The organism is Rhodoferax ferrireducens, from assembly GCF_031458075.1.
Classification (GTDB): Bacteria; Pseudomonadota; Gammaproteobacteria; order Burkholderiales; family Burkholderiaceae_C; genus Rhodoferax_B; species Rhodoferax_B ferrireducens_A.
In genome coordinates this window covers 1,020,428-1,039,339 of record NZ_JAVDXT010000001.1, presented here as the reverse complement: position 1 = coordinate 1,039,339, position 18,912 = coordinate 1,020,428, and the positions used below count along the sequence as shown (strand labels likewise).

Below are 18,912 nucleotides of genomic sequence, written 5' to 3'. Positions count from 1 at the left end.
CAGCATGACCCCAGGCGAATTCTTGGTTGATGCGGGCGAGCACGCCCTGAACACCGGGCGGCGCAGCCTCACCCTGGTGGTCAGCAATACCGCAGACCGGCCGATCCAGGTCGGATCGCACTACCACTTTGCCGAAACCAATGGGGCGCTGGGCTTTGACCGTGCCGCCGCCCAGGGCATGCGGCTGAACATCGCCTCGGGCAGCGCGGTGCGCTTCGAGCCCGGCCAGCAACGCACGGTGGAACTGGTGGATTTCGCGGGCGACCGCACGGTGTATGGCTTTCGCGGCCTCACGCAAGGAAAACTCTGATGGCAAGCATTGGTAAACGCGCCTACGCGGAAATTTTTGGCCCCACCGTGGGCGACCGGGTGCGCCTGGCCGACACCGACCTGCTGATCGAGGTCGAAAAAGACTACACACTGCTGGCCGGTGCCTACGGCGAGGAAGTGAAGTTCGGCGGCGGCAAGACCATCCGCGACGGCATGGCCCAAAGCCAGCGCATGAACAGCGAGGGCGCGGTGGACTGCGTGATGACCAACGCGCTGATCCTGGACCACTGGGGCATCGTCAAGGCCGACATCGGCCTCAAGGGCGGGCGCATCGTCGCCATCGGCAAGGCCGGCAACCCCGACGTGCAACCCGGCGTGGACATCGTCATCGGCCCGGGTACCGAGGTCATCAGCTGCGAAGGCAATATCGTCACCGCCGGCGGCATCGACAGCCACATCCACTTCATCTGCCCGCAGCAGATCGAGGAAGCCCTGGCCAGCGGCGTCACCACCATGATGGGCGGCGGCACCGGCCCGGCGACCGGCACCTTTGCCACCACCTGCACGCCCGGCCCCTGGAATATCGAGCGCATGCTGCAGGCGGCGGACGCCTTCCCCATGAACCTGGGCTTTCTGGGCAAGGGCAACGCCAGCCTGCCGGCCGCGCTGCACGAGCAGATCAACGCCGGCGTGATCGGCCTGAAGCTGCACGAAGACTGGGGCACTACGCCGGCCGCCATCAGCAACTGCCTGGATGTGGCCGATGCCACCGACACCCAGGTCGCCATCCATTCCGACACGCTGAACGAGAGCGGCTTTGTCGAAAACACCATTGCCGCCACCAAGGGCCGTGGCCTCTGCGCTTTCCACACCGAAGGTGCGGGCGGCGGGCATGCGCCCGACATTCTGCGGGTGGTGGGCGAGGCGAACTTCCTGCCCAGCAGCACCAACCCCACCATGCCCTACACCGTGAACACGCTGGACGAGCATGTGGACATGCTGATGGTCTGCCACCATCTGGACGCGAGCATCCCCGAAGACCTGGCCTTCGCCGAAAGCCGCATCCGCAAAGAAACCATTGCCGCCGAAGACGTGCTGCACGACCTGGGCGCCATCAGCATGATGAGCAGCGACAGCCAGGCCATGGGCCGGGTCGGCGAAGTCATCCTGCGCACCTGGCAAACAGCACACAAAATGAAGACCCAGCGCGGCTCGCTGCCAGAGGATTCCTCACGCAACGACAACTTCCGCGCCAAGCGCTACGTCGCCAAGTACACCATCAACCCGGCCATTGCCCACGGTATCAGCCACGAAGTCGGCAGCATCGAAGTCGGCAAATGGGCCGACCTGGTGGTGTGGAAGCCAGCCTTCTTCGGCGTCAAGCCGGCGCTGATCCTCAAAGGTGGCTTCATCGCCATGGCCGCCATGGGCGACCCGAATGCCAGCATCCCCACGCCCCAGCCGGTACATTACCGGCCGATGTTCGGCGCCTACGGCAGCGCCCTGGCCCGCGGCTCGCTGACCTTTGTGTCGCAAGCCGGGCTGCATGCCGGCATCAAGGAGCGCTTCGGCCTGGCCAAAACCCTGAGCGCCGTGCGCAACATCCGTGGCGTGCGCAAGCAGCACATGGTGCACAACAGCTATTTGCCGAAGATGGAAATTGACGCCCAAACCTATAGCGTGCGGGCCGACGGACAATTGCTGACCTGCGAAGCCGCAGTAAGCTTGCCCATGGCCCAACGTTACTTTCTCTTTTAATGCTCCAAACCTCCAAACTCATCTCCCAAGGCAAGGGCTTGGCCCCTGCCCTGCTGAAACGCGCCAGCACCGTCGAGCTCGACTGGGACGTGCGGCAGAAAAGCCGCTTCGACGCTACCGATTCGCTGGGCCGCCAGCTCGGCGTGTTCCTGCCACGTGGCACCCTGGTGCGCGGCGGCGACGTGCTGGTCGCCGAAGACGGTTCGCTGGTGCGGGTACTGGCCGCGCCGCAATCGGTGCTGTTGATTACCGCCTGCGCGGACCACGGCACGCCCTTCGACCTGACCCGCGCCGCCTACCACCTGGGCAATCGCCATGTCCCCATCGAGCTGCAACCCGACCATTTGAAGATCGAGCCCGACCACGTGCTGGCCGAGATGCTGCGCGCCATGCACCTGGACGTGGTGGAAGCCAGCGTGGCCTTCGAGCCCGAAGGCGGCGCCTACGCCTCCGGGGGGCACAGCCATGGCCACGAGCATGCGCACGCCGCGCCCAAGCCCATCACCATCCCGATTGCGGCCGCACCCCACGTCCACGGCCCCGGCTGCGGACACGACCATGGGCATGGCCATTCCCACTGATCCGATGATGGTGCGCAGAGTCCGCCCGCTGATACCACCACTACGCCGCCGCCCTGCCAGAACCGCTCAGCACAGCGCCAGTTCGCCAGAATCGGCCACGCCCAGCCTACTGCAGCTGATCTGGCTGGCATCGCCGGCCTTGCCCGTGGGTGGTTTTTCCTACTCAGAAGGGCTGGAAGCGGCCGTAGACCGTGCGGGAGTAGCTACAGAAAGCAGAGCATCGGACTGGCTGGTCGACCAGTTGCACATCACGCTGATGCGCGGCGATCTGGCGGCCATCGCCAAAGCCATCCCGGCCTGGCGCCGCGGTGCCATCGATACCGTGGCCGAGCTCAATGCCTGGGTGCTGCAAACCCGCGAGAGCAGCGAGTTCCGCGCCCAGGCCGAACAAATGGGCCGTTCCCTGCTGGACTGGCTGCGCAACCACAACACCGCCACGCCAGAGCATATTGCGGCCTGCGCCCAGATGCAGCCCACCTACCCCATCGCCTACGCCCTGGCCGCGGCCGCCACCCAGGCCCCGCTGCGCGACTGCCTGCTGGCCTACGCCTTTGGTTGGGCCGAGAACATGACCCAGTCGGCCATCAAATCCGTGCCCTTGGGCCAGAGCGCCGGCCAGCGCATACTGGCACGGTTGGCCGCCGACATTCCGGCCGCCGTAGACCAGGCCATCCAGCTTCCCGACAGCCAGCGCCAGGCGTTTTCGCCCATGCTGGCCATTCTTTCATCCCAGCACGAAGTGCAATATTCCAGACTGTTTAGATCATGAGCACACTGCACCACATCGCAAATCGCACCAAGAAACTGCCACCGCTGCGCGTCGGCATCGGCGGCCCGGTCGGTTCGGGCAAAACCACCTTGCTGGAAATGCTATGCAAGGCCATGCGCGACAAATACGATCTGGTGGCCATCACCAACGACATCTACACCAAGGAAGACCAGCGCCTGCTGACCGTCAGCGGCGCCCTGCCCGCCGACCGCATCATGGGCGTGGAAACGGGCGGCTGCCCGCACACAGCGATCCGCGAAGACTGCTCCATCAACCTGGAAGCCATTGACCGCATGCTGGTCGAGCACCCGAATGCCGACATCGTGTTTGTAGAAAGCGGCGGCGACAACCTGGCCGCCACCTTCAGCCCGGAGCTCAGCGACCTGACCATCTACGTGATCGACGTGGCGGCGGGCGAAAAAATCCCGCGCAAAGGCGGCCCCGGCATCACCAAGAGCGACCTGTTCGTCATCAACAAGACCGACCTGGCGCCGCACGTGGGTGCCAACCTGGACATCATGGAATCCGACACCCGCCGCATGCGCACCAGCGGCCAGGGCCTCAAGCCGTTTGTGATGACCAATCTGAAAACCCTGACCGGACTGGCCGAGGTGGTTTCCTTCATCGAGACAAAGGGCATGCTGGCCTCGTAAAATCAAGGGCTTAGCAAGTTTCACCGCTGACAGCGGTGCTCACACATGACCTATAGCGTCAAAGAGATTTTCTACACCCTGCAGGGCGAAGGCGCCCAGGCGGGCAGCCCTGCTGTGTTCTGCCGCTTTGCCGGCTGCAACCTCTGGACCGGCCGCGAAAGCGACCGCGCCACCGCAGTCTGCCGTTTCTGCGATACCGACTTTGTGGGCACCGACGGCCCCCTGGGCGGCAAATTTGCCACTGCCGACGCGCTGGCCGACCTGATAGAAGCCCAATGGCCGGCGGGCGAAACCCAGAACCGCTTGACCGTTTTAACCGGTGGAGAGCCGCTGCTGCAGGTCGACACCGAGCTGGTTACCGCCCTGCATGCGCGCGGCTTCCGCATCGCCGTGGAAAGCAATGGCACGGTACGCGCCCCCGAAGGCATAGACTGGCTCTGTATCAGCCCCAAGGCCGGAGCGCCCTGGATACAACAGCAAGGTCAGGAGCTGAAAGTGGTCTGGCCGCAATCGGACATGGACCTGGGCACACTGGCCAGCACCGGCCAGTTCACCCACCGCTTCCTGCAACCCATGGACGGCCCCGAGCAGGCGGCCAATACGGCCCTCTGCATCGACACCTGCATGCAGCACCCCGCGTGGCGCCTGAGCATCCAGACCCACAAGATCAGCGGTATCCGCTGATTTGCCTATCTTCATTTGCGAGTGACACCCATGCAGCTGACCATCAGCCAACGCTTCTACTTCGACGCCGCCCACACGCTTCAACGCGAAATTGAAACCGAAGGCAGCCGCCGCATCCACGGCCACACCTACCACGCAGAGGTCAGCGTGACGGGCCCGCGCGACCCGGTGAATGGCATGGTGCTGGATCTAGGCTTTTTGCGTCAACGTTTGCAAAGCGTGCGCGAGCAACTGGACCACCATCTGCTGGACGATGTGCCCAAGCTCGGCACACCCACCCTGGAGAACCTTTGTAGCTTTATTGCGGAGCAACTTTCCGATGTCCATCCCCCTGTCAGCCGGGTCCGGGTTTGGCGCGACGCCATTGGCGATGCATGCACTTTGGACATCCCCTAATTAGCGTACGTTTCGTAACGCTGGGGTAAATACCAAGGTTAGAATCGTGGGCTTGGAAGCGTGGCAGAGTGGTCGATTGCACCGGTCTTGAAAACCGGCGACCCGCAAGGGTCCGTGAGTTCGAATCTCACCGCTTCCGCCATATCTGGCATAACTCCATAGTGTGCAAGGAAAGCTAAATCTGCGTGACTTGCCCGTGGCGTCTTCACTTTCCTCATCAAGCATATCCTGCTCATTAGCGTGCCATATGGGTTTAATGAGCCATGCTCCAAAGCAGCCATAAACAAGCAAAAACAATATAGACACTGGATGTGCAGATGGTTGAATCCCATTCTCTTAAAGAAATTTCGCCGCAATGAGTCTTCCGCTATCCCGCACGCTTGAGCCCTTTTACCCAGAGCCCCCCACACCCATCCGCCCATCCGGCTTTCTCCCCTCTACGCCTAAGATGCCGCTTGTATGAATCCGCATGCTGCGCATCCCATCTCGCTTGCAGCTTTGGCACGCAGCCTCTGGCTTCATCGCCAACTCATTCTGCAAATGACCAAGCGCGAAGTGCTGGGCCGCTATAAAGGTTCAGCACTCGGTATGGCATGGTCGTTTTTCAATCCAGTGTTCATGCTGGTTGTCTACACCTTCGTATTCTCTGAGATCTTCAAATCCCGCTGGGGCGGGGAAGGCGGAAACGACAGCAAGACCCAATTCGCCGTATTGCTGTTTGTAGGCATGATTGTGTTGAACTTGTTCAACGAAGTCTTGAATCGCGCTCCGGGCTTAATAGTGGGCAACGTCAACTACGTCAAAAAAGTAGTTTTTCCCGTAGAAATTTTGCCCGTTGTCGCAACAGGAGCGGCCTTGTTTCATAGCCTAGTAAGCCTCGGCGTATTGCTCATGGCATTTGCTATTTTCAACGGCTACGTGTATTGGACTGCAGCTTTAACCCCGTTTGTGCTGCTTCCCCTCGTAATCCTGGCCACCGGTATTGCCTGGATGCTTGCATCTTTAGGTGTATTTTTGCGTGATATCGGCCAAACTATCGGCGTATTTACGACTGTTCTGATGTTCCTCTCGCCTGTATTTTTTCCGGTATCCGCTGTTCCGGAGCGATTTAGGCCATACATCATGGCCAATCCTCTGACATTCATAATCGAGCAGGCACGTGAAGTGCTGATTTGGGGACATATGCCAAACTGGGCGGGCTTAAGTGTGTACACCGCCGCGGCTACCGCGATAGCTTGGGCAGGCTACGCTTGGTTTCAAAAAACCAAGAAGGGCTTTGCGGATGTCCTCTAACAATATTGTGATTCGCGTTAAAAATCTTAGTAAATGTTACGAAATTTATAACGCGCCAAGAGATCGACTAAAACAATTTCTTCTACCCCGCTTACAGGCCCTAATCGGTCGCTTGGTCAAGCAGTATTTTCGCGAATTTTGGGCAATCAAGGACTTATCGTTTGAAATCAAAAAAGGCCAAACAGTAGGAATTATTGGGCGCAATGGTGCCGGCAAGTCAACCCTACTGCAAATAATTTGTGGAACGTTGGCGCCAACGAGTGGGTCGATTGAAATAATTGGTCGCGTCGCGGCTCTGCTGGAACTGGGTGCGGGTTTTAACGGTGAATTTACCGGTCGTGAAAATATTCAGATGTATGCCGGGGTTCTAGGACTGAGTTCTGAGGAGATAGCGGCACGCTTTGATGACATTACCGATTTTGCCGATATCGGTGATTTTCTGGATCAACCGGTCAAAACGTATTCATCGGGCATGTACGTCCGCTTGGCCTTTGCTGTAGTAATCCATGTGGATGCTGACGTGCTGATCGTTGATGAAGCATTAGCGGTGGGAGATATTGCATTCCAGGCAAAATGCATGATGGCGTTGAAACGCCTTATGGACGATGGGGCTACTGTTCTGTTTGTAAGCCACGATACCTCTAGCGTGCGGAACCTTTGCCAAAAGGTTCTGTGGTTGGACGCTGGAAAGTCCAAGGCTTTCGGCGATCCAGAACAAATTATTGGAAATTATGTGGCGGAAGCACATTTAACGATCAATAGCCACCTCGCTAAAGTGCGTCCGACAACGAATGAGCGCGTAGTAACTGAAACCGCCAAGCTCGAGGATCCATTGCTCTCTATGGAGCCGCATATCTCATTCGTCAAAGGCTGGCGTCGCTATGGAGATGGTAGAGCCCATATTAGAAATGTGTTGTTCTTGAATGAGCAGGGAAAGCCATTTGAGACGTTGCAACTGCACGAGAAATTTGTTATCAGGTTCTCTGTTTTCTCCGAAAGCTATATAGAGCGGCCGGTTTTTGGGTTTTCTTTTCGAGACCTAAAAGGCAATCAAGTCATCAGCTCTATGACCACCAACTACCGAAATTGTCACGTCCCTAGTCTGCCAGCCGGCCAGGCTTTCATCGTGGAAGTTTCCGGTGAAAATGTGTTGGCACAAGGTACCTACACACTTACATTGGGTATGGAAAATATGGTTGAGCGAAATTTGGCACATGAATATATTGATGTTATTGAAAATGCCATCACCTTTCAGAGTAGTTTTGGTAGTGACACTCACGATATTTTCCCCGGGCTAGTGTGGAAGCAAATGGAAATTCAAATAAAAAAAGCAGGTGTATTTTCGGCGTCAACTGATCATATTGCGCTTGCCTGAGATTATCTTGAATCTAGTAAGTTTTTTTTGGATTTTCCATGCCTAAGGACTATAAGTTTTTTGAAAATCTGACATATGAGGATTTTCAGGCAATGGCGCTGAATCAAGAATTATCGTCTTTCGAAAAGATAGGATTTCCTGACGCGTATCGCGATTTGTACGAGCAGCATATTTTTGAGGATGTGCAACTAAAAATGCCCGCCTTATTGCAGCGTGACTCGGTTGTTTTTGATATTGGCTGCGGCTGCAGTACTCTGCCAAATCTGCTGATTCAGAGTGCAAGTAAATTGAATCAGAAACTTATTTTGCTTGACTCGTTTGAAATGCTGAGTCAATTGCCGGAGAGTGGATCACCATTGATCAGGAAATTTCCCGCCCGATATCCAGACTGCCCTGACCTTCTGCAGGAGTTGAAGGGGCGTGTCGATGCTGCTATTGTTTATTCTGTCATTCAGTATGTATTTGCCGAGGGGAATATATTTGATTTCCTCGATCGGACGCTTGAGCTCTTAGCCCCGGGTGGTCGAATTCTGATTGGGGACATACCTAATATCTCTATGAGGAAACGTTTTTTTTCTAGTGAAACTGGAATTAAAAGCCATCAAGAGTTTACGAACTCAAATGATATTCCAAACATTGAATTCAATAAGATTGAAGCAAAGCAGATCGATGATTCAATCATGATGAGCATCGTGCAGCGGGCGCGTTCTGCTGGATTTCATGCATTCTTATTGCCACAGGCAAAAAATTTGCCTATGTCAAATCGAAGAGAAGATATTTTGATTGTCCGACCTTGAGAACAACATGGTGAAAACAAAAAAACTGATCATCGTTGGCGATTCCGCTTTTGCCGAAGTAGCACATGAGTATTTTGATGAGGACTCTGAGTACGAGGTAGTAGCATTTAGCGTCGAGCAGGCATATCTCAAGAACCAGGAAATGCGTGGTCTGCCTGTTGTGTCATTTGAGACCTTGGAAACCCGCTTCGATCCAGATACGCATGAGATTTACGTGGCCGTGGTGTATACCCAACTCAATCGCCTGCGTTCTCGGTTGGCGCAGGCTGCCAAAACCAAGGGTTTTAGGTTGGCGTCCTATGTCAGCTCTCGTGCCTTTGTCTGGAGAAATGTAAAAATCGGCGAGCATTGCTTTATCTTTGAAGACAACACAGTGCAGCCCTTTGTGTGCATTGGTGACAACGTTGTGCTCTGGAGTGGCAATCACATTGGGCACCATTCCAAAATAGGCAGTAACTGTTTTATCTCCTCGCACGTGGTGATTTCGGGTTTTTGCGATGTTGGTGAAAATTGTTTTATCGGCGTCAATGCCGCCATTGCCAATAACGTCGATATTGGATGTGACAATTGGATCGGCCCCAGTTCAACCATTATGAAAAGCACCGAAGCAGGTGCTTTGTTCGTGACGAAGCAGTCAGAGGTGGCTAAGGTGTCAGCCCCGCGCTTTTTCAAGCTGAGGGACTAAGGTATGCGTTGGGAAAAAATGGGACTGATTTATGGTCCTGATGGATCGTTACCGTGGGCTCACTCCCATGCCATGTTGCCCACGCCGATCCAGTTAAGTCCAGATGTCGTGCGTGTTTTCGTCACGTGCTGTGACTCTCTGGGCGTAGGACGGCCGGGTTACGTGGATATCAGTTCTAAGGATCCATTGAAGGTTTTGCGAGTGTCCCAAACGCCGCTACTTGATGTGGGAAAACCTGGAACCTTTGATGAGAATGGCGTTGCTGCCTGTTCTGTCGTTCGAATGGATGATGGCCGCATGCTGATGTACTACGCCGGCTTCGAGTTGGGTACCCGGATTCGGTATCGGTTATTAACTGGCTTGGCCATCAGTACTGATGGTGGTGAGTCCTTTGTTCGGCATTCGCAGACGCCTATTTTGGAGCGCACTGCGGACGAATTGTTTTTTCGATGTGGCCCCTATTGTATTCAGGATGCTGGGCTCTTTCGTCTTTGGTATATCGCGGGGAGCGCTTGGGCGGAAGTTGATGGAAAAGACATGCCGATTTACGACGTCCGTTATGCGGAGTCTGAAGACGGACTTCATTGGCCATCGAAGGGCGAGGTTCAAATGGAAATCACCGATCCAGACGAACATGGTTTTGGTCGGCCCCATGTTTCGAAAAAGGCGGATGGCACGTATCAAATGTTCTATTCGATACGGCGCAGATCTTTGGGGGCTTACCGCTTGGGTTATGCCACGTCTGTCGATGGTAGACATTGGCAACGTATGGACAAGCAGCTCAATCTTGATGTTTCGCCCACAGGCTTTGATTCAGAAGCCATCATGTACGCGGTGCCCTTCGAAATAGGTGGCGAGACCTATTTGTTTTACAACGGCAATAACTTTGGATCTCAAGGTTTTGCCGTGGCGCGCCTGGAGACCGCATGACGATCCAGGTGCGGCCTTTCGAGGCCAGGGATGCCGACGCATGGGATTCCTACTGCGGCCAAGCCTTGCAGGGAACCTTTCTGCATACTCGCCGATTTCTGTCCTATCACGGCGATCGCTTTGTCGATCAATCATTGATTCTGGAGTGCGACAAGAAATGGGTTGGTCTGTTTCCAGCAGCGTCTGACCCTGTCCGTCGTGAGTGCATCATTTCCCACCCGGGTATCACCTATGGCGGCCTGCTTCATTGCGGGCAGCTGCAGGGGAGCTCTGCCATGGAGTCTCTGCGGCAAATTCAGGCCTACTACCGGCAACAGGGTTTTCAGGAAATCTTGTACAAAGCTGTGCCCGCGATTTACCACAGAGCACCTGCACAGGACGACTTATACGCGCTGTTTCGGTTGGGGGCGGTCAGGGTGCGTGCTGATCTCAGTTGCACGATCGATTTGCAGCAGCGACTGCGAATCAGTTCCAGGCGAGGGCGCGGTCTAAGAAAGGCGCTTGCGGCCGGGGTTGAAATGGCAGAGGGGCACACCTTTCTGCCTGCTCTTTGGGAGGTGTTGGCTGACAATCTGCAGCGCAAACACCAAGCTGTGCCTGTTCATAGTTTGGCGGAGATCAGCCTTCTTGCGGAGCGTTTCCCGCAAAACGTCCGCTGCGTCGTCGCCCGTTGGCAGCAGAAAATCGTTGCTGGCGTGTTGTTGTTCAACACCCCCAGTGTGCATCACGCCCAATACATCGCCTCCAGTGCTGAAGGTTATCGATTGTCTGCGCTCGATGCCATTTTTGACAACTGCATCACCATGGCCATCGAGGCCGGGTGTCGTTGGTTTGATTTTGGTACCAGCAATGAACAGGGCGGGACGATCCTGAACAATAGCTTGTATGAATTCAAGTCAGAGTTCGGTGGGGGCGGTGTTGTTCATGAGTTTTATACATTGCGATCAGCTGAGGGATTGTGACCATGTCTATTCAACAATGTAATTTGATCGAACTTCCTAAAATCACTGATCCGCGTGGGAACTTGTCATTTATTGAAGGCGAAAAGCATATCCCGTTTGATATTAAGCGGGTTTTCTATTTGTACGATGTTCCCGGCGGGTCTGATCGCGGATCCCATGCGCATAAAACCTTGCATCAATTCATTGTCGCCATGTCGGGAAGCTTTGATGTGGTGTTAGACGACGGCTACCAGCAAAAAAGAATAACGCTTAACCGATCCCATTATGGTCTTTATGTATGCCCCATGATTTGGAGCTTTTTGGATAACTTCTCGTCAGGCGCCGTCTGCATGGTTTTGACATCCGCGTATTTTGATGAGGCTGACTACATTCGTGACCATACTAAATTTCTAGCCGAGGCCAAAAAAGCATGAGAGTTCCGCTGCTGAACATGAAGGCACCGCATGAAGAGCTGGCCGATGAAATGCAGACCGCGTTCACGCGGGTATTGAAATCCGGTTGGTACATCCTCGGTCAAGAGGTTTCAGCGTTTGAGGCCGAGTTTGCAGGGTACTGTGAGTCCCAGTACTGCGTCGGTGTCGGTAATGGCCTAGACGCTTTGCATTTGCTGTTGCGCGCTTACGATGTTGGCGCCGGTGACGAGGTGATCGTGCCGTCGAACACCTACATCGCCACTTGGCTGGCCGTTGAATATGCTGGTGCAACGCCTGTCCCCGTCGAGCCAGACGACCGAACCTACAATATCGACCCAGCCAAGATTGAGGCTGCCGTTTCGTCGAAAACCAAAGCCATCCTCGTGGTACATCTATATGGTCAGACGGCTGATATGGATCCGATTAATGCTATCGCTCAAAAGCACGGCTTAAAGGTCATAGAGGACGCGGCGCAAGCCCATGGCGCGAAGTACAAAGGTCGTCCTGCAGGCTCGCTGGGAGATGCTGCTGGTTTCAGTTTCTATCCGGGGAAAAATTTGGGGGCGTTGGGGGATGCCGGGGCCATCACCACCAATGACGCCGGAGTTGCCGAAAAAGTCAGAGTGCTGGCGAATTACGGCTCCGAAATAAAATACAAAAACAGTGTGAAGGGATTTAATTCGCGCCTGGACGAGCTACATGCGGCTTTTCTTCGCGAGAAACTGAAAGTTGTTGAGGCATGGAATACACGGCGTCTATTGGCCGCTGAACGTTATATCCATGCGCTGCAAAAAACAGCCTTGAAGCTGCCATATGTGCCGGAGACATGCAAGCCTGTCTGGCATCAGTTTGTGATCGAAGCGCCGCAGCGCGATGCGTTGCAAAAATATCTCACTGACGCCCAGATCGGCACCTTGATCCATTACCCCATTCCGCCCCACCTGCAAGAGGCATATGCCTCTTCGGGGTGGCGTCGCGGTGATTTTCCGCTTGCCGAGCGTATGGCTAAGCACGTTTTGAGCCTGCCCATGGGGCCGCATCTGGCGCCAAACGAAATTGACTACGTTTGCCAGAAACTGATTGATGCCATTTAAATGCAAGTCGTAGAACAGAGAAAAGGTCTGATTTCTGTGCTGAAATCGGATGTATATGCGAGTGTGGGGAAGAGGGAGTTTGGTAAAGCACTCGAAGCCGTTCGAACTTTTGCAGAAGACATCATCTTCGACCCTGCATCGGTGGCGAAGGTATTTGTTAGTCCCGAACTGGACCTCTTGTGCAAGCATATTGGTGAGGCCAAAGCCCGCAACTTAGTGACCGAGCAGGTAGAGGCACGGGCTGGCACGCTGATCCTGGCGAGCGAAATATCGAAAACCGGGGGACACAACGAACTTATCAAGGATATCGTTCGGCTACATCTCTTTGACAGCCCTGTCAGCCTCGTGCTGACCGACTGTTTTTCGCGACTGGATTCTAAGCTTTCTGCCGACTTCTCACTCGGACATCAGATCCCAGTGGACGTACTAACGGGCCGTGACGAAGAAGAAAAATTTTCGAATATTCTTCAACTGATTTACTCGCGACCAATTAAAAATCTGGTTCTGCTCACCCACAATCAAGATGCCCTGGGTGTTGCGGCTGCCTTTGCCGCAAAGACGTCGGGTTGGGCCCAGGAGGTGGTGTTTGTCCACCATGGTGATCACCATTTGAGTCTGGGTGCTGCGACCACGGAGTTCATTCATGTGGACCCACATCAGATGGGCTACTTCCACTGCAAGAATGAGCTGGGTCATGCGCGAAATCGTTACTGGCCCTTGACGGTGAATCTAGAGGCCGTTCGGCCGCGTAGCGTCCCTTTCATGAGCGAAGGCCGCTTGGTGACGTGCTCCAGCGGCCGACCAGAGAAGTTCGAGCAGGGTGCGTACCTGTATAGCTATTGGGCGCTGATTCCACAGTTGTTGGCTCGTAGCCGAGGTGTTCACGTTCACATCGGTGAAATGCATGAAGAGCAGCGGGAAAGACTACTCGCTGACCTGGTTGCGCTGGACGTGCCCGCCGAGAATTTCATCCATGTGCCGTGGGTAGACTCGGTAGCGAATGCGCTGGTGGAGCATAAGGTCGACCTCTACATCTCTTCGTTTCCTCTTGGCGGGGGCAAGGCGACGCTTGAAGCCATGGCGGTGGGCACACCTCTTCTTATGCACGAGAGCTATCGTTCGCGGTTTCACGGAGGCGTGGATATCGCTTACCCGGGCGCCTTGGTCTGGCGCGACGAGGCAGAGTTTTTGAACGCCATTGAAGGGCTCGATGCCGACGTATTGCGCTTGCATTCCGCAATGGCGAAATCTCATTATGAGAAATTCCATGATGAACAAGTCCTGGTCCGTTGTTGTGACTTCTCCCGACCCGTTGATGCACAGCTAATTCCACCACTGCGTGTCTACCGCGAAAATTTTTTTCAGCGCTTTCTGGACGAACTCAGAGTCAAGGAACTCGGGCTGCAATCCAAGGTGCGTTTAATCGATGCGCAGCGCGAGGAACTGGTCAAGTACGAAGTGCAATCGCAAACCTTGAGTGCGCAATGGGAGCAAGCGGAGCGGGGAGCGCGGGTGCTGGAGCTTGATCTTGGCATACAGCGCAGCCAGGTCGCACATTTGGAGACGCAAGTCGCCGCCATGGCAAATAGCATGCTTGCCGCCAAGGCCAAAGCACAGTCCGATGGCGAGCGTATTTATGGGCTGACCAGCGAGGTGTCGGCCCTACGCAGCTCGACGAGTTGGCGCATCACGAAACCGATCCGAATGCTATCGGACCTACGAAAAAAACGTCCAATAATCTTAAATATTCGCCATTTGATTTCGCGGGCCGGGATTGCGCGGGGGGTCAAAATGCGGGTGAAGCGCTATTTAGTGGCGGAAAAGAACCTACCACCAAGTTTCGATGGCGCAACCTATCTGAAGTTGAATCCGGATTTGGCTGCGGCCGGTGTCGACGCGGGTGATCACTTTTTGCTGCATGGCCGCAACGAAGGCCGGCTCTGGGCACTCCCCGCGGTTGATTTTTCAAAGAGCTCGCAGTTCGTAACAGGACGAGAGGCGGTGCTCGTGGTGAGTCACGAGGCATCGCGCACCGGCGCCCCTATCCTAAGCTTCAACTTGGTGCAATCGCTGGTCAGGAAGTACAACGTTGTGGCGCTACTGCTAGGAGGTGGAGACCTGCTCGACGCCTTTAAGGCCACTGGCGCAACGGTTTGTGTCGCGCCCTCAGTGCGTGGTAATCCTTTTGTGGCGCATCATGTAGGTAGTCAGTTATGCCAAGGGTTCGATTTCAAGTTTGCGTTGGTCAACAGCATCGAGTCGCGTTACCTGCTGCCGGTTCTGGCTGAGCATTTTGTGCCGACCATTAGCCTGGTGCATGAGTTTGCGTCATACACCCGGCCAAAAAGTGCTTTCGGAGACGCCTTGTTCTGGTCGAGCGAGGTGGTGTTTTCTGCCAACGTAACTAAGGAAAATGCGTTCTCAACCTTCCCCGATCTAGATGCGGTGGCGGTCCATGTCATGCCCCAGGGCAAGTGCTTGTTGCCGGCTTCAACGCAGAACACCGCAGCGGAGCAGCAAGAAACGACAAAACTACGCCGGCTGATGCGGCCTGGGGGGCTCGATGAGGGCACTCTGGTAGTGTTGGGCGCCGGTTTTGTGCAGTTGCGCAAGGGCGTGGACTTGTTTCTCGAATGTGCAGCACGTGTCCAGCGCCTAGCCGGAGTGCGCAAAGTTCGCTTTGTCTGGATCGGCAGCGGTTATGACCCAGACCATGACGTTGCCTATTCCGTCTACTTGCATGACCAGATCCGACGAGCCGGGCTAGAAAACCACGTCGCCTTTCTCGGTGAGACTTCTGCCATTGAGGCGGCCTACGACGAGGCGGATGTGCTACTACTTTCCTCGCGGCTGGATCCTCTGCCCAATGTGGCAATTGATGCCATGTCAGTCGGTGTGCCTGTGGTCTGCTTCGACAAAACCACAGGCATTGCCGACTTTCTGCAGGCCAGCGGGCTAGCGGAAACCTGCGTCGCCGCTTACCTGGATACCACCGATGCGGCCGAGAAAATTCTTCGTTTCGCTTCCGTGCCCGGTTTGCTCGAAGAGGTTGGTGCTAAATGCCGCGAAGCGGCGCTGCAGTATTTCGACATGGAGCGCTACGTTCAGAATCTTGAGGCGCTTGCCCATGCGGTTGGCCAACGCACGCTACGCGAAAAAAGTGACTACCAGGCTGTGCTTGCCGCAGAGGTGTTGCGCTCCGATGTGGCCTGCTACCCGGATGCACTCTCCTCATCACAGTTAGCGCGTCGTTACGTGCGCGCCTGGGCCAGCGGCATTGGGCGGCGCAAGCCGTTCCCCGGGTTCCACCCGGGCATCTACCAGGAACTGCATGGTCTGGCCGCGTCCGGCGCGGATCCATTGGCCGACTATTTGCAGTCTGGCCAGCCTGATGGGGCCTGGCGTTACCCTGTGATCACGCCCCTCGATGGGCCGGTCACCTTAGCCCACGATGGCCTGCGGCTGGCGCTGCACGTCCATGCCTACTATGTTGACCTGCTGCCAGAGATCATCCAGCGTCTGGGCCTGAATCAGCGACGGGCGGATTTGTTCATCAGCGTCAAAGATGAGGCAGCGCTCGAGCTGGCAAAGACATATCTGGCGACCTATCCTGGCCGCGTGGCTGCGATGCGGGTGGTGCCAAACCGTGGCCGGGATATCGGCCCATTTTTGACGGACTTCCTGCCGGAAATACTGACGTCCTACGACCTGGTGGGCCACATCCACACCAAGAAGAGCAAGGATGTCAAAGACGAAAACATGGGGAAGACCTGGTTCCATTTTTTGATGGAAAACCTGATTGGCGGCGCCTCCGGGCCGATGATGGACATCATCATCGGCCGTTTGCAGAAAGATGCGTCCATTGGCATGGTCTTTCCGGACGACCCATATATCACCGGCATCGAAAAGAATGGAGACATCGCGGTCGCCGTCGGCAAGAGCATGGGCATCACCAGCATTCCCATGCATTTTGTCTACCCTGTCGGAACCATGTTCTGGTCCAGAACGGCCGCCTTGAAGCCGATGGCTGATCTGCAATTGAGTTGGGAACACTATCCTGAAGAGCCGCTTCCTTATGACGGAAGTTTGTTGCACGCCCTGGAGCGCTTGGTCGCGCTGGCGTTGCCGTCTGGTGGCTGGAAAATCGCAGCCACGAACATCCACGGTGTATCACGATGAAGATTGCTATTTTTGGCGGCGGTGGATTCATCGGCTCGGCCATTGCGGACCGCCTGCTGCAGGATGGTCACGAACTGCGTGTGTTCGAACGCCCTCGCGTGGCGCCGTATCGCGCGTTCGCTGCCGATGAAAAGGTTGAATGGCTCACGGGCGACTTGATGAGTGTGCATGACGTCAGCACCGCTATCAACGGCGTGGATGTGGTTCTGCACCTGGTGTCGACCACGTTGCCCAAGAGTTCAAACGACGATCCGATCTACGACGTGCAGAGCAACCTGGTGGCCACCCTCCAGCTGTTGAACGCAATGGTGGCGCAGAAGATCAAGAAGATCGTTTTCATTTCATCGGGCGGCACGGTCTATGGCAATCCGAGCTACCTGCCGATCGATGAAAAGCATCCGACCGAGCCTCTGGTGTCTTACGGCATCACCAAATTGGCGATCGAGAAATACCTCCTGATGTACCAGGGCCTACATGGCATCAAGGCCAACATCATGCGGGTGTCCAATCCCTTCGGCAATCGGCAGCGCGTGGAAACCGCGCAAGGTGCGGTGGCAGTGTTTCTGAGTAGGGCCATCCAGGGTCAACCGATTGAGATCTGGGGCGATGGCAGCGTGTCGCGGGATTACCTATACGTCAGCGATGTGGCGGACGCCTTTGCAAAAGCAGTGACCTACAACGGTCCGAAATCCGTGTTCAACATCAGCTCGGGTCAAGGCACTAGTCTCAACGACGTCATTGGATTGATTGAGCAGGTATTGGGGACACCGATGGTGAGAAACTACCGCCCAGGGCGCGCGTTTGATGTACCCGTCAGCATTCTGGACAACACGCTGGCCCGCAACGAGTTGGGTTGGTCACCAAAGATCAGCCTAAAAGAAGGTATTGTGCAAACGGCGGCGTACATGCGGCGTTTGATTGAGAAATGAGTGTTTTCATGCCTTTTAAGGCCTCAATCGTCATCCCGACCAAGAATGCGGGTCTCCCCTTGAAGGCTGTTTTGGACGCCGTGGTGCGCCAGGAGATTGACGGTGCATTCGAGGTACTTGTCGTAGACTCCGGTTCTTCCGACGGCACTGTCGAATTGGTTCGGCAATATCCGCAGATTCGGCTGATCGAAATCGAATCGCGCGAATTTGGTCATGGCAAGACGCGTAATTTCGCCATCAGCAACACCACGGGTGAGTTCATCGCCATGATCACCCACGACGCACTGCCCTTGCATTCCCGTTGGCTCGCAGAGCTACTCAAGACGGCTGAAGCCGACGCGCGGATTGCCGGGGTCTTTGGCCGGCATGTGGCCTATCCTGAGGCAACAATCTTCACACAGCAGGAGTTGGTGACGCACTTTCAGGGTTTTTTGGCGCGGCCCGTGGTGGAACTCGATGACCCGGTGCGCTATGCAAACGAAGAGGGCTACCGGCAGTATCTTTATTTCTTCTCGGATAACAATGCCTTGCTGCGGCGGACAGTCTGGCAGGAAATCCCCTACCCCGAGGTCGATTTTGCGGAAGACCAGGCTTGGGCGCGGTTGATCATCGAGGCCGGCTACCGCAAGGCCTATGCGCCCGACGCCGTCGTAGCCCACTCCCACGACTATGGCTTTGTCGAGCGCTTTCAACGCAGCTTTGACGAATCGTATGCGCTGCGTCGACTGTTCGACTATCAGCACGGCACGGGCCTACGGCATGCGTTGCGTGCCTTTGTCGGCCTCACTCTGCGAGACGTTCGTTTTGCCTACAAAACAAAACTCTACAAGAGCCATTGGAGACAAGTTGCTGCCATGCCTGTGAGTAATTTCATGCGCGTGATGGGATACTTCTTGGGGAGTCAGGGTTCTCGCATACCAAGACCGATACAGCGTTGGCTGTCAAGAGACCAGCGACTTCTGGCCATATCGTCTCTGAAACACGCGGAATGAACGTTGTGTTGCGTAAATTTTTGGTAGCCGTTCGATACCGTAGACAAAACGGTTGGAGTGCGTTGGCACGTCTTATCCACATGCGCTTACTGCACGAGAGCAGATTGTTCGGTAGGGTTTTTAACCCTCCAAAGATCGAAGTTACTGAGGGT

18 protein-coding genes and 1 tRNA gene are annotated in these 18,912 nt (G+C 55.6%); all 19 read left to right on the top strand.

The features are described from left to right. The first annotated feature begins 4 nt into the window (after window positions 1-4). The 19 genes from J2X19_RS04890 to J2X19_RS04800 all read left to right on the top strand — a co-directional run bounded on the left by J2X19_RS04890 (window position 5) and on the right by J2X19_RS04800 (window position 18,760). Window positions 5-310, top strand: coding sequence for an urease subunit beta (locus tag J2X19_RS04890; RefSeq protein ID WP_092758876.1), 306 nt, complete (start codon window positions 5-7; stop codon window positions 308-310). Next, complete coding sequence (gene ureC, locus J2X19_RS04885; protein WP_310371162.1) at window positions 310-2,028, top strand: urease subunit alpha; 1,719 nt, start codon at window positions 310-312, stop codon at window positions 2,026-2,028. Before J2X19_RS04890 ends, ureC begins: the two co-directional genes overlap by 1 nt. Further along, window positions 2,028-2,609, top strand: coding sequence for an urease accessory protein UreE (ureE, locus tag J2X19_RS04880; protein WP_116604523.1), 582 nt, complete (start codon window positions 2,028-2,030; stop codon window positions 2,607-2,609). Before ureC ends, ureE begins: the two co-directional genes overlap by 1 nt. Then, window positions 2,593-3,378, top strand: a complete 786-nt coding sequence (locus J2X19_RS04875; RefSeq protein WP_405048619.1) for an urease accessory protein UreF — start codon at window positions 2,593-2,595, stop codon at window positions 3,376-3,378. The genes ureE and J2X19_RS04875 overlap by 17 nt, the downstream gene beginning before the upstream one ends. Continuing rightward, window positions 3,375-4,031: an urease accessory protein UreG gene (gene ureG / locus J2X19_RS04870; RefSeq protein WP_310371157.1), complete on the top strand. Its 657-nt coding sequence runs from the start codon at window positions 3,375-3,377 to the stop codon at window positions 4,029-4,031. Before J2X19_RS04875 ends, ureG begins: the two co-directional genes overlap by 4 nt. A 45-nt stretch (window positions 4,032-4,076) precedes the next feature. Next, window positions 4,077-4,715: a 7-carboxy-7-deazaguanine synthase gene (gene queE, locus J2X19_RS04865; RefSeq protein WP_310371155.1), complete on the top strand. Its 639-nt coding sequence runs from the start codon at window positions 4,077-4,079 to the stop codon at window positions 4,713-4,715. A 30-nt stretch (window positions 4,716-4,745) separates the two neighbouring features. Beyond that, a complete protein-coding gene (locus J2X19_RS04860; RefSeq protein WP_310371153.1) occupies window positions 4,746-5,111 on the top strand; it encodes a 6-carboxytetrahydropterin synthase in 366 nt (121 codons plus the stop codon). Window positions 5,112-5,165: 54 nt separating this feature from the next. Then, a tRNA-Ser gene (locus tag J2X19_RS04855) sits at window positions 5,166-5,253 on the top strand. Between the two features lie 317 nt (window positions 5,254-5,570). Continuing rightward, window positions 5,571-6,404 (top strand): ABC transporter permease, encoded by an 834-nt coding sequence (locus tag J2X19_RS04850; RefSeq protein ID WP_310371151.1) that lies wholly within the window; start codon window positions 5,571-5,573, stop codon window positions 6,402-6,404. Further along, on the top strand, window positions 6,394-7,779 hold the full coding sequence (locus tag J2X19_RS04845) for an ABC transporter ATP-binding protein (protein WP_310371149.1): 1,386 nt from the start codon (window positions 6,394-6,396) through the stop codon (window positions 7,777-7,779). The genes J2X19_RS04850 and J2X19_RS04845 overlap by 11 nt, the downstream gene beginning before the upstream one ends. 38 nt (window positions 7,780-7,817) lie before the next feature. Further along, window positions 7,818-8,576, top strand: a complete 759-nt coding sequence (locus J2X19_RS04840) for a class I SAM-dependent methyltransferase (protein WP_310371147.1) — start codon at window positions 7,818-7,820, stop codon at window positions 8,574-8,576. Between the two features lie 7 nt (window positions 8,577-8,583). Beyond that, window positions 8,584-9,261 carry an acetyltransferase gene (locus tag J2X19_RS04835; protein ID WP_310371145.1) on the top strand — a complete coding sequence of 226 codons (678 nt, stop codon included), beginning with the start codon at window positions 8,584-8,586 and terminating at the stop codon, window positions 9,259-9,261. A 3-nt stretch (window positions 9,262-9,264) separates the two neighbouring features. Next, entirely contained in the window at window positions 9,265-10,191 is a 927-nt protein-coding gene (locus J2X19_RS04830; RefSeq protein ID WP_310371144.1) for a glycoside hydrolase family protein, read from the top strand. Then, on the top strand, window positions 10,188-11,153 hold the full coding sequence (locus J2X19_RS04825; RefSeq protein ID WP_310371142.1) for a GNAT family N-acetyltransferase: 966 nt from the start codon (window positions 10,188-10,190) through the stop codon (window positions 11,151-11,153). Before J2X19_RS04830 ends, J2X19_RS04825 begins: the two co-directional genes overlap by 4 nt. A gap of 2 nt (window positions 11,154-11,155) precedes the next feature. Continuing rightward, window positions 11,156-11,566 carry a sugar 3,4-ketoisomerase gene (locus J2X19_RS04820; RefSeq protein WP_310371140.1) on the top strand — a complete coding sequence of 137 codons (411 nt, stop codon included), beginning with the start codon at window positions 11,156-11,158 and terminating at the stop codon, window positions 11,564-11,566. Continuing rightward, complete coding sequence (locus J2X19_RS04815) at window positions 11,563-12,660, top strand: DegT/DnrJ/EryC1/StrS family aminotransferase (protein ID WP_310371138.1); 1,098 nt, start codon at window positions 11,563-11,565, stop codon at window positions 12,658-12,660. The genes J2X19_RS04820 and J2X19_RS04815 overlap by 4 nt, the downstream gene beginning before the upstream one ends. Next, on the top strand, window positions 12,661-16,839 hold the full coding sequence (locus J2X19_RS04810) for a rhamnan synthesis F family protein (protein ID WP_310371136.1): 4,179 nt from the start codon (window positions 12,661-12,663) through the stop codon (window positions 16,837-16,839). After that, a complete protein-coding gene (locus J2X19_RS04805; RefSeq protein WP_310371134.1) occupies window positions 16,836-17,768 on the top strand; it encodes an NAD-dependent epimerase/dehydratase family protein in 933 nt (310 codons plus the stop codon). The genes J2X19_RS04810 and J2X19_RS04805 overlap by 4 nt, the downstream gene beginning before the upstream one ends. Continuing rightward, window positions 17,765-18,760: a glycosyltransferase family 2 protein gene (locus J2X19_RS04800; RefSeq protein ID WP_310371132.1), complete on the top strand. Its 996-nt coding sequence runs from the start codon at window positions 17,765-17,767 to the stop codon at window positions 18,758-18,760. Before J2X19_RS04805 ends, J2X19_RS04800 begins: the two co-directional genes overlap by 4 nt. The last annotated feature ends 152 nt before the right edge of the window (window positions 18,761-18,912 follow it).

Excerpts from the sequence above, each read along its gene's own strand:
- J2X19_RS04890 (WP_092758876.1), top strand. The coding sequence starts at position 5 with ATGACCCCAGGCGAATTCTTGGTTGATGCGGGCGAGCACGCCCTGAAC.
- J2X19_RS04820 (WP_310371140.1), top strand. The coding sequence starts at position 11,156 with ATGTCTATTCAACAATGTAATTTGATCGAACTTCCTAAAATCACTGAT.
- ureE (WP_116604523.1), top strand. The coding sequence starts at position 2,028 with ATGCTCCAAACCTCCAAACTCATCTCCCAAGGCAAGGGCTTGGCCCCT.
- J2X19_RS04810 (WP_310371136.1), top strand. The coding sequence starts at position 12,661 with ATGCAAGTCGTAGAACAGAGAAAAGGTCTGATTTCTGTGCTGAAATCG.
- ureG (WP_310371157.1), top strand. The coding sequence starts at position 3,375 with ATGAGCACACTGCACCACATCGCAAATCGCACCAAGAAACTGCCACCG.
- J2X19_RS04835 (WP_310371145.1), top strand. The coding sequence starts at position 8,584 with ATGGTGAAAACAAAAAAACTGATCATCGTTGGCGATTCCGCTTTTGCC.
- J2X19_RS04875 (WP_405048619.1), top strand. The coding sequence starts at position 2,593 with ATGGCCATTCCCACTGATCCGATGATGGTGCGCAGAGTCCGCCCGCTG.
- J2X19_RS04850 (WP_310371151.1), top strand. The coding sequence starts at position 5,571 with ATGAATCCGCATGCTGCGCATCCCATCTCGCTTGCAGCTTTGGCACGC.
- J2X19_RS04845 (WP_310371149.1), top strand. The coding sequence starts at position 6,394 with ATGTCCTCTAACAATATTGTGATTCGCGTTAAAAATCTTAGTAAATGT.
- J2X19_RS04830 (WP_310371144.1), top strand. The coding sequence starts at position 9,265 with ATGCGTTGGGAAAAAATGGGACTGATTTATGGTCCTGATGGATCGTTA.
- J2X19_RS04815 (WP_310371138.1), top strand. The coding sequence starts at position 11,563 with ATGAGAGTTCCGCTGCTGAACATGAAGGCACCGCATGAAGAGCTGGCC.
- J2X19_RS04860 (WP_310371153.1), top strand. The coding sequence starts at position 4,746 with ATGCAGCTGACCATCAGCCAACGCTTCTACTTCGACGCCGCCCACACG.
- ureC (WP_310371162.1), top strand. The coding sequence starts at position 310 with ATGGCAAGCATTGGTAAACGCGCCTACGCGGAAATTTTTGGCCCCACC.
- J2X19_RS04840 (WP_310371147.1), top strand. The coding sequence starts at position 7,818 with ATGCCTAAGGACTATAAGTTTTTTGAAAATCTGACATATGAGGATTTT.
- J2X19_RS04805 (WP_310371134.1), top strand. The coding sequence starts at position 16,836 with ATGAAGATTGCTATTTTTGGCGGCGGTGGATTCATCGGCTCGGCCATT.
- J2X19_RS04800 (WP_310371132.1), top strand. The coding sequence starts at position 17,765 with ATGAGTGTTTTCATGCCTTTTAAGGCCTCAATCGTCATCCCGACCAAG.
- queE (WP_310371155.1), top strand. The coding sequence starts at position 4,077 with ATGACCTATAGCGTCAAAGAGATTTTCTACACCCTGCAGGGCGAAGGC.
- J2X19_RS04825 (WP_310371142.1), top strand. The coding sequence starts at position 10,188 with ATGACGATCCAGGTGCGGCCTTTCGAGGCCAGGGATGCCGACGCATGG.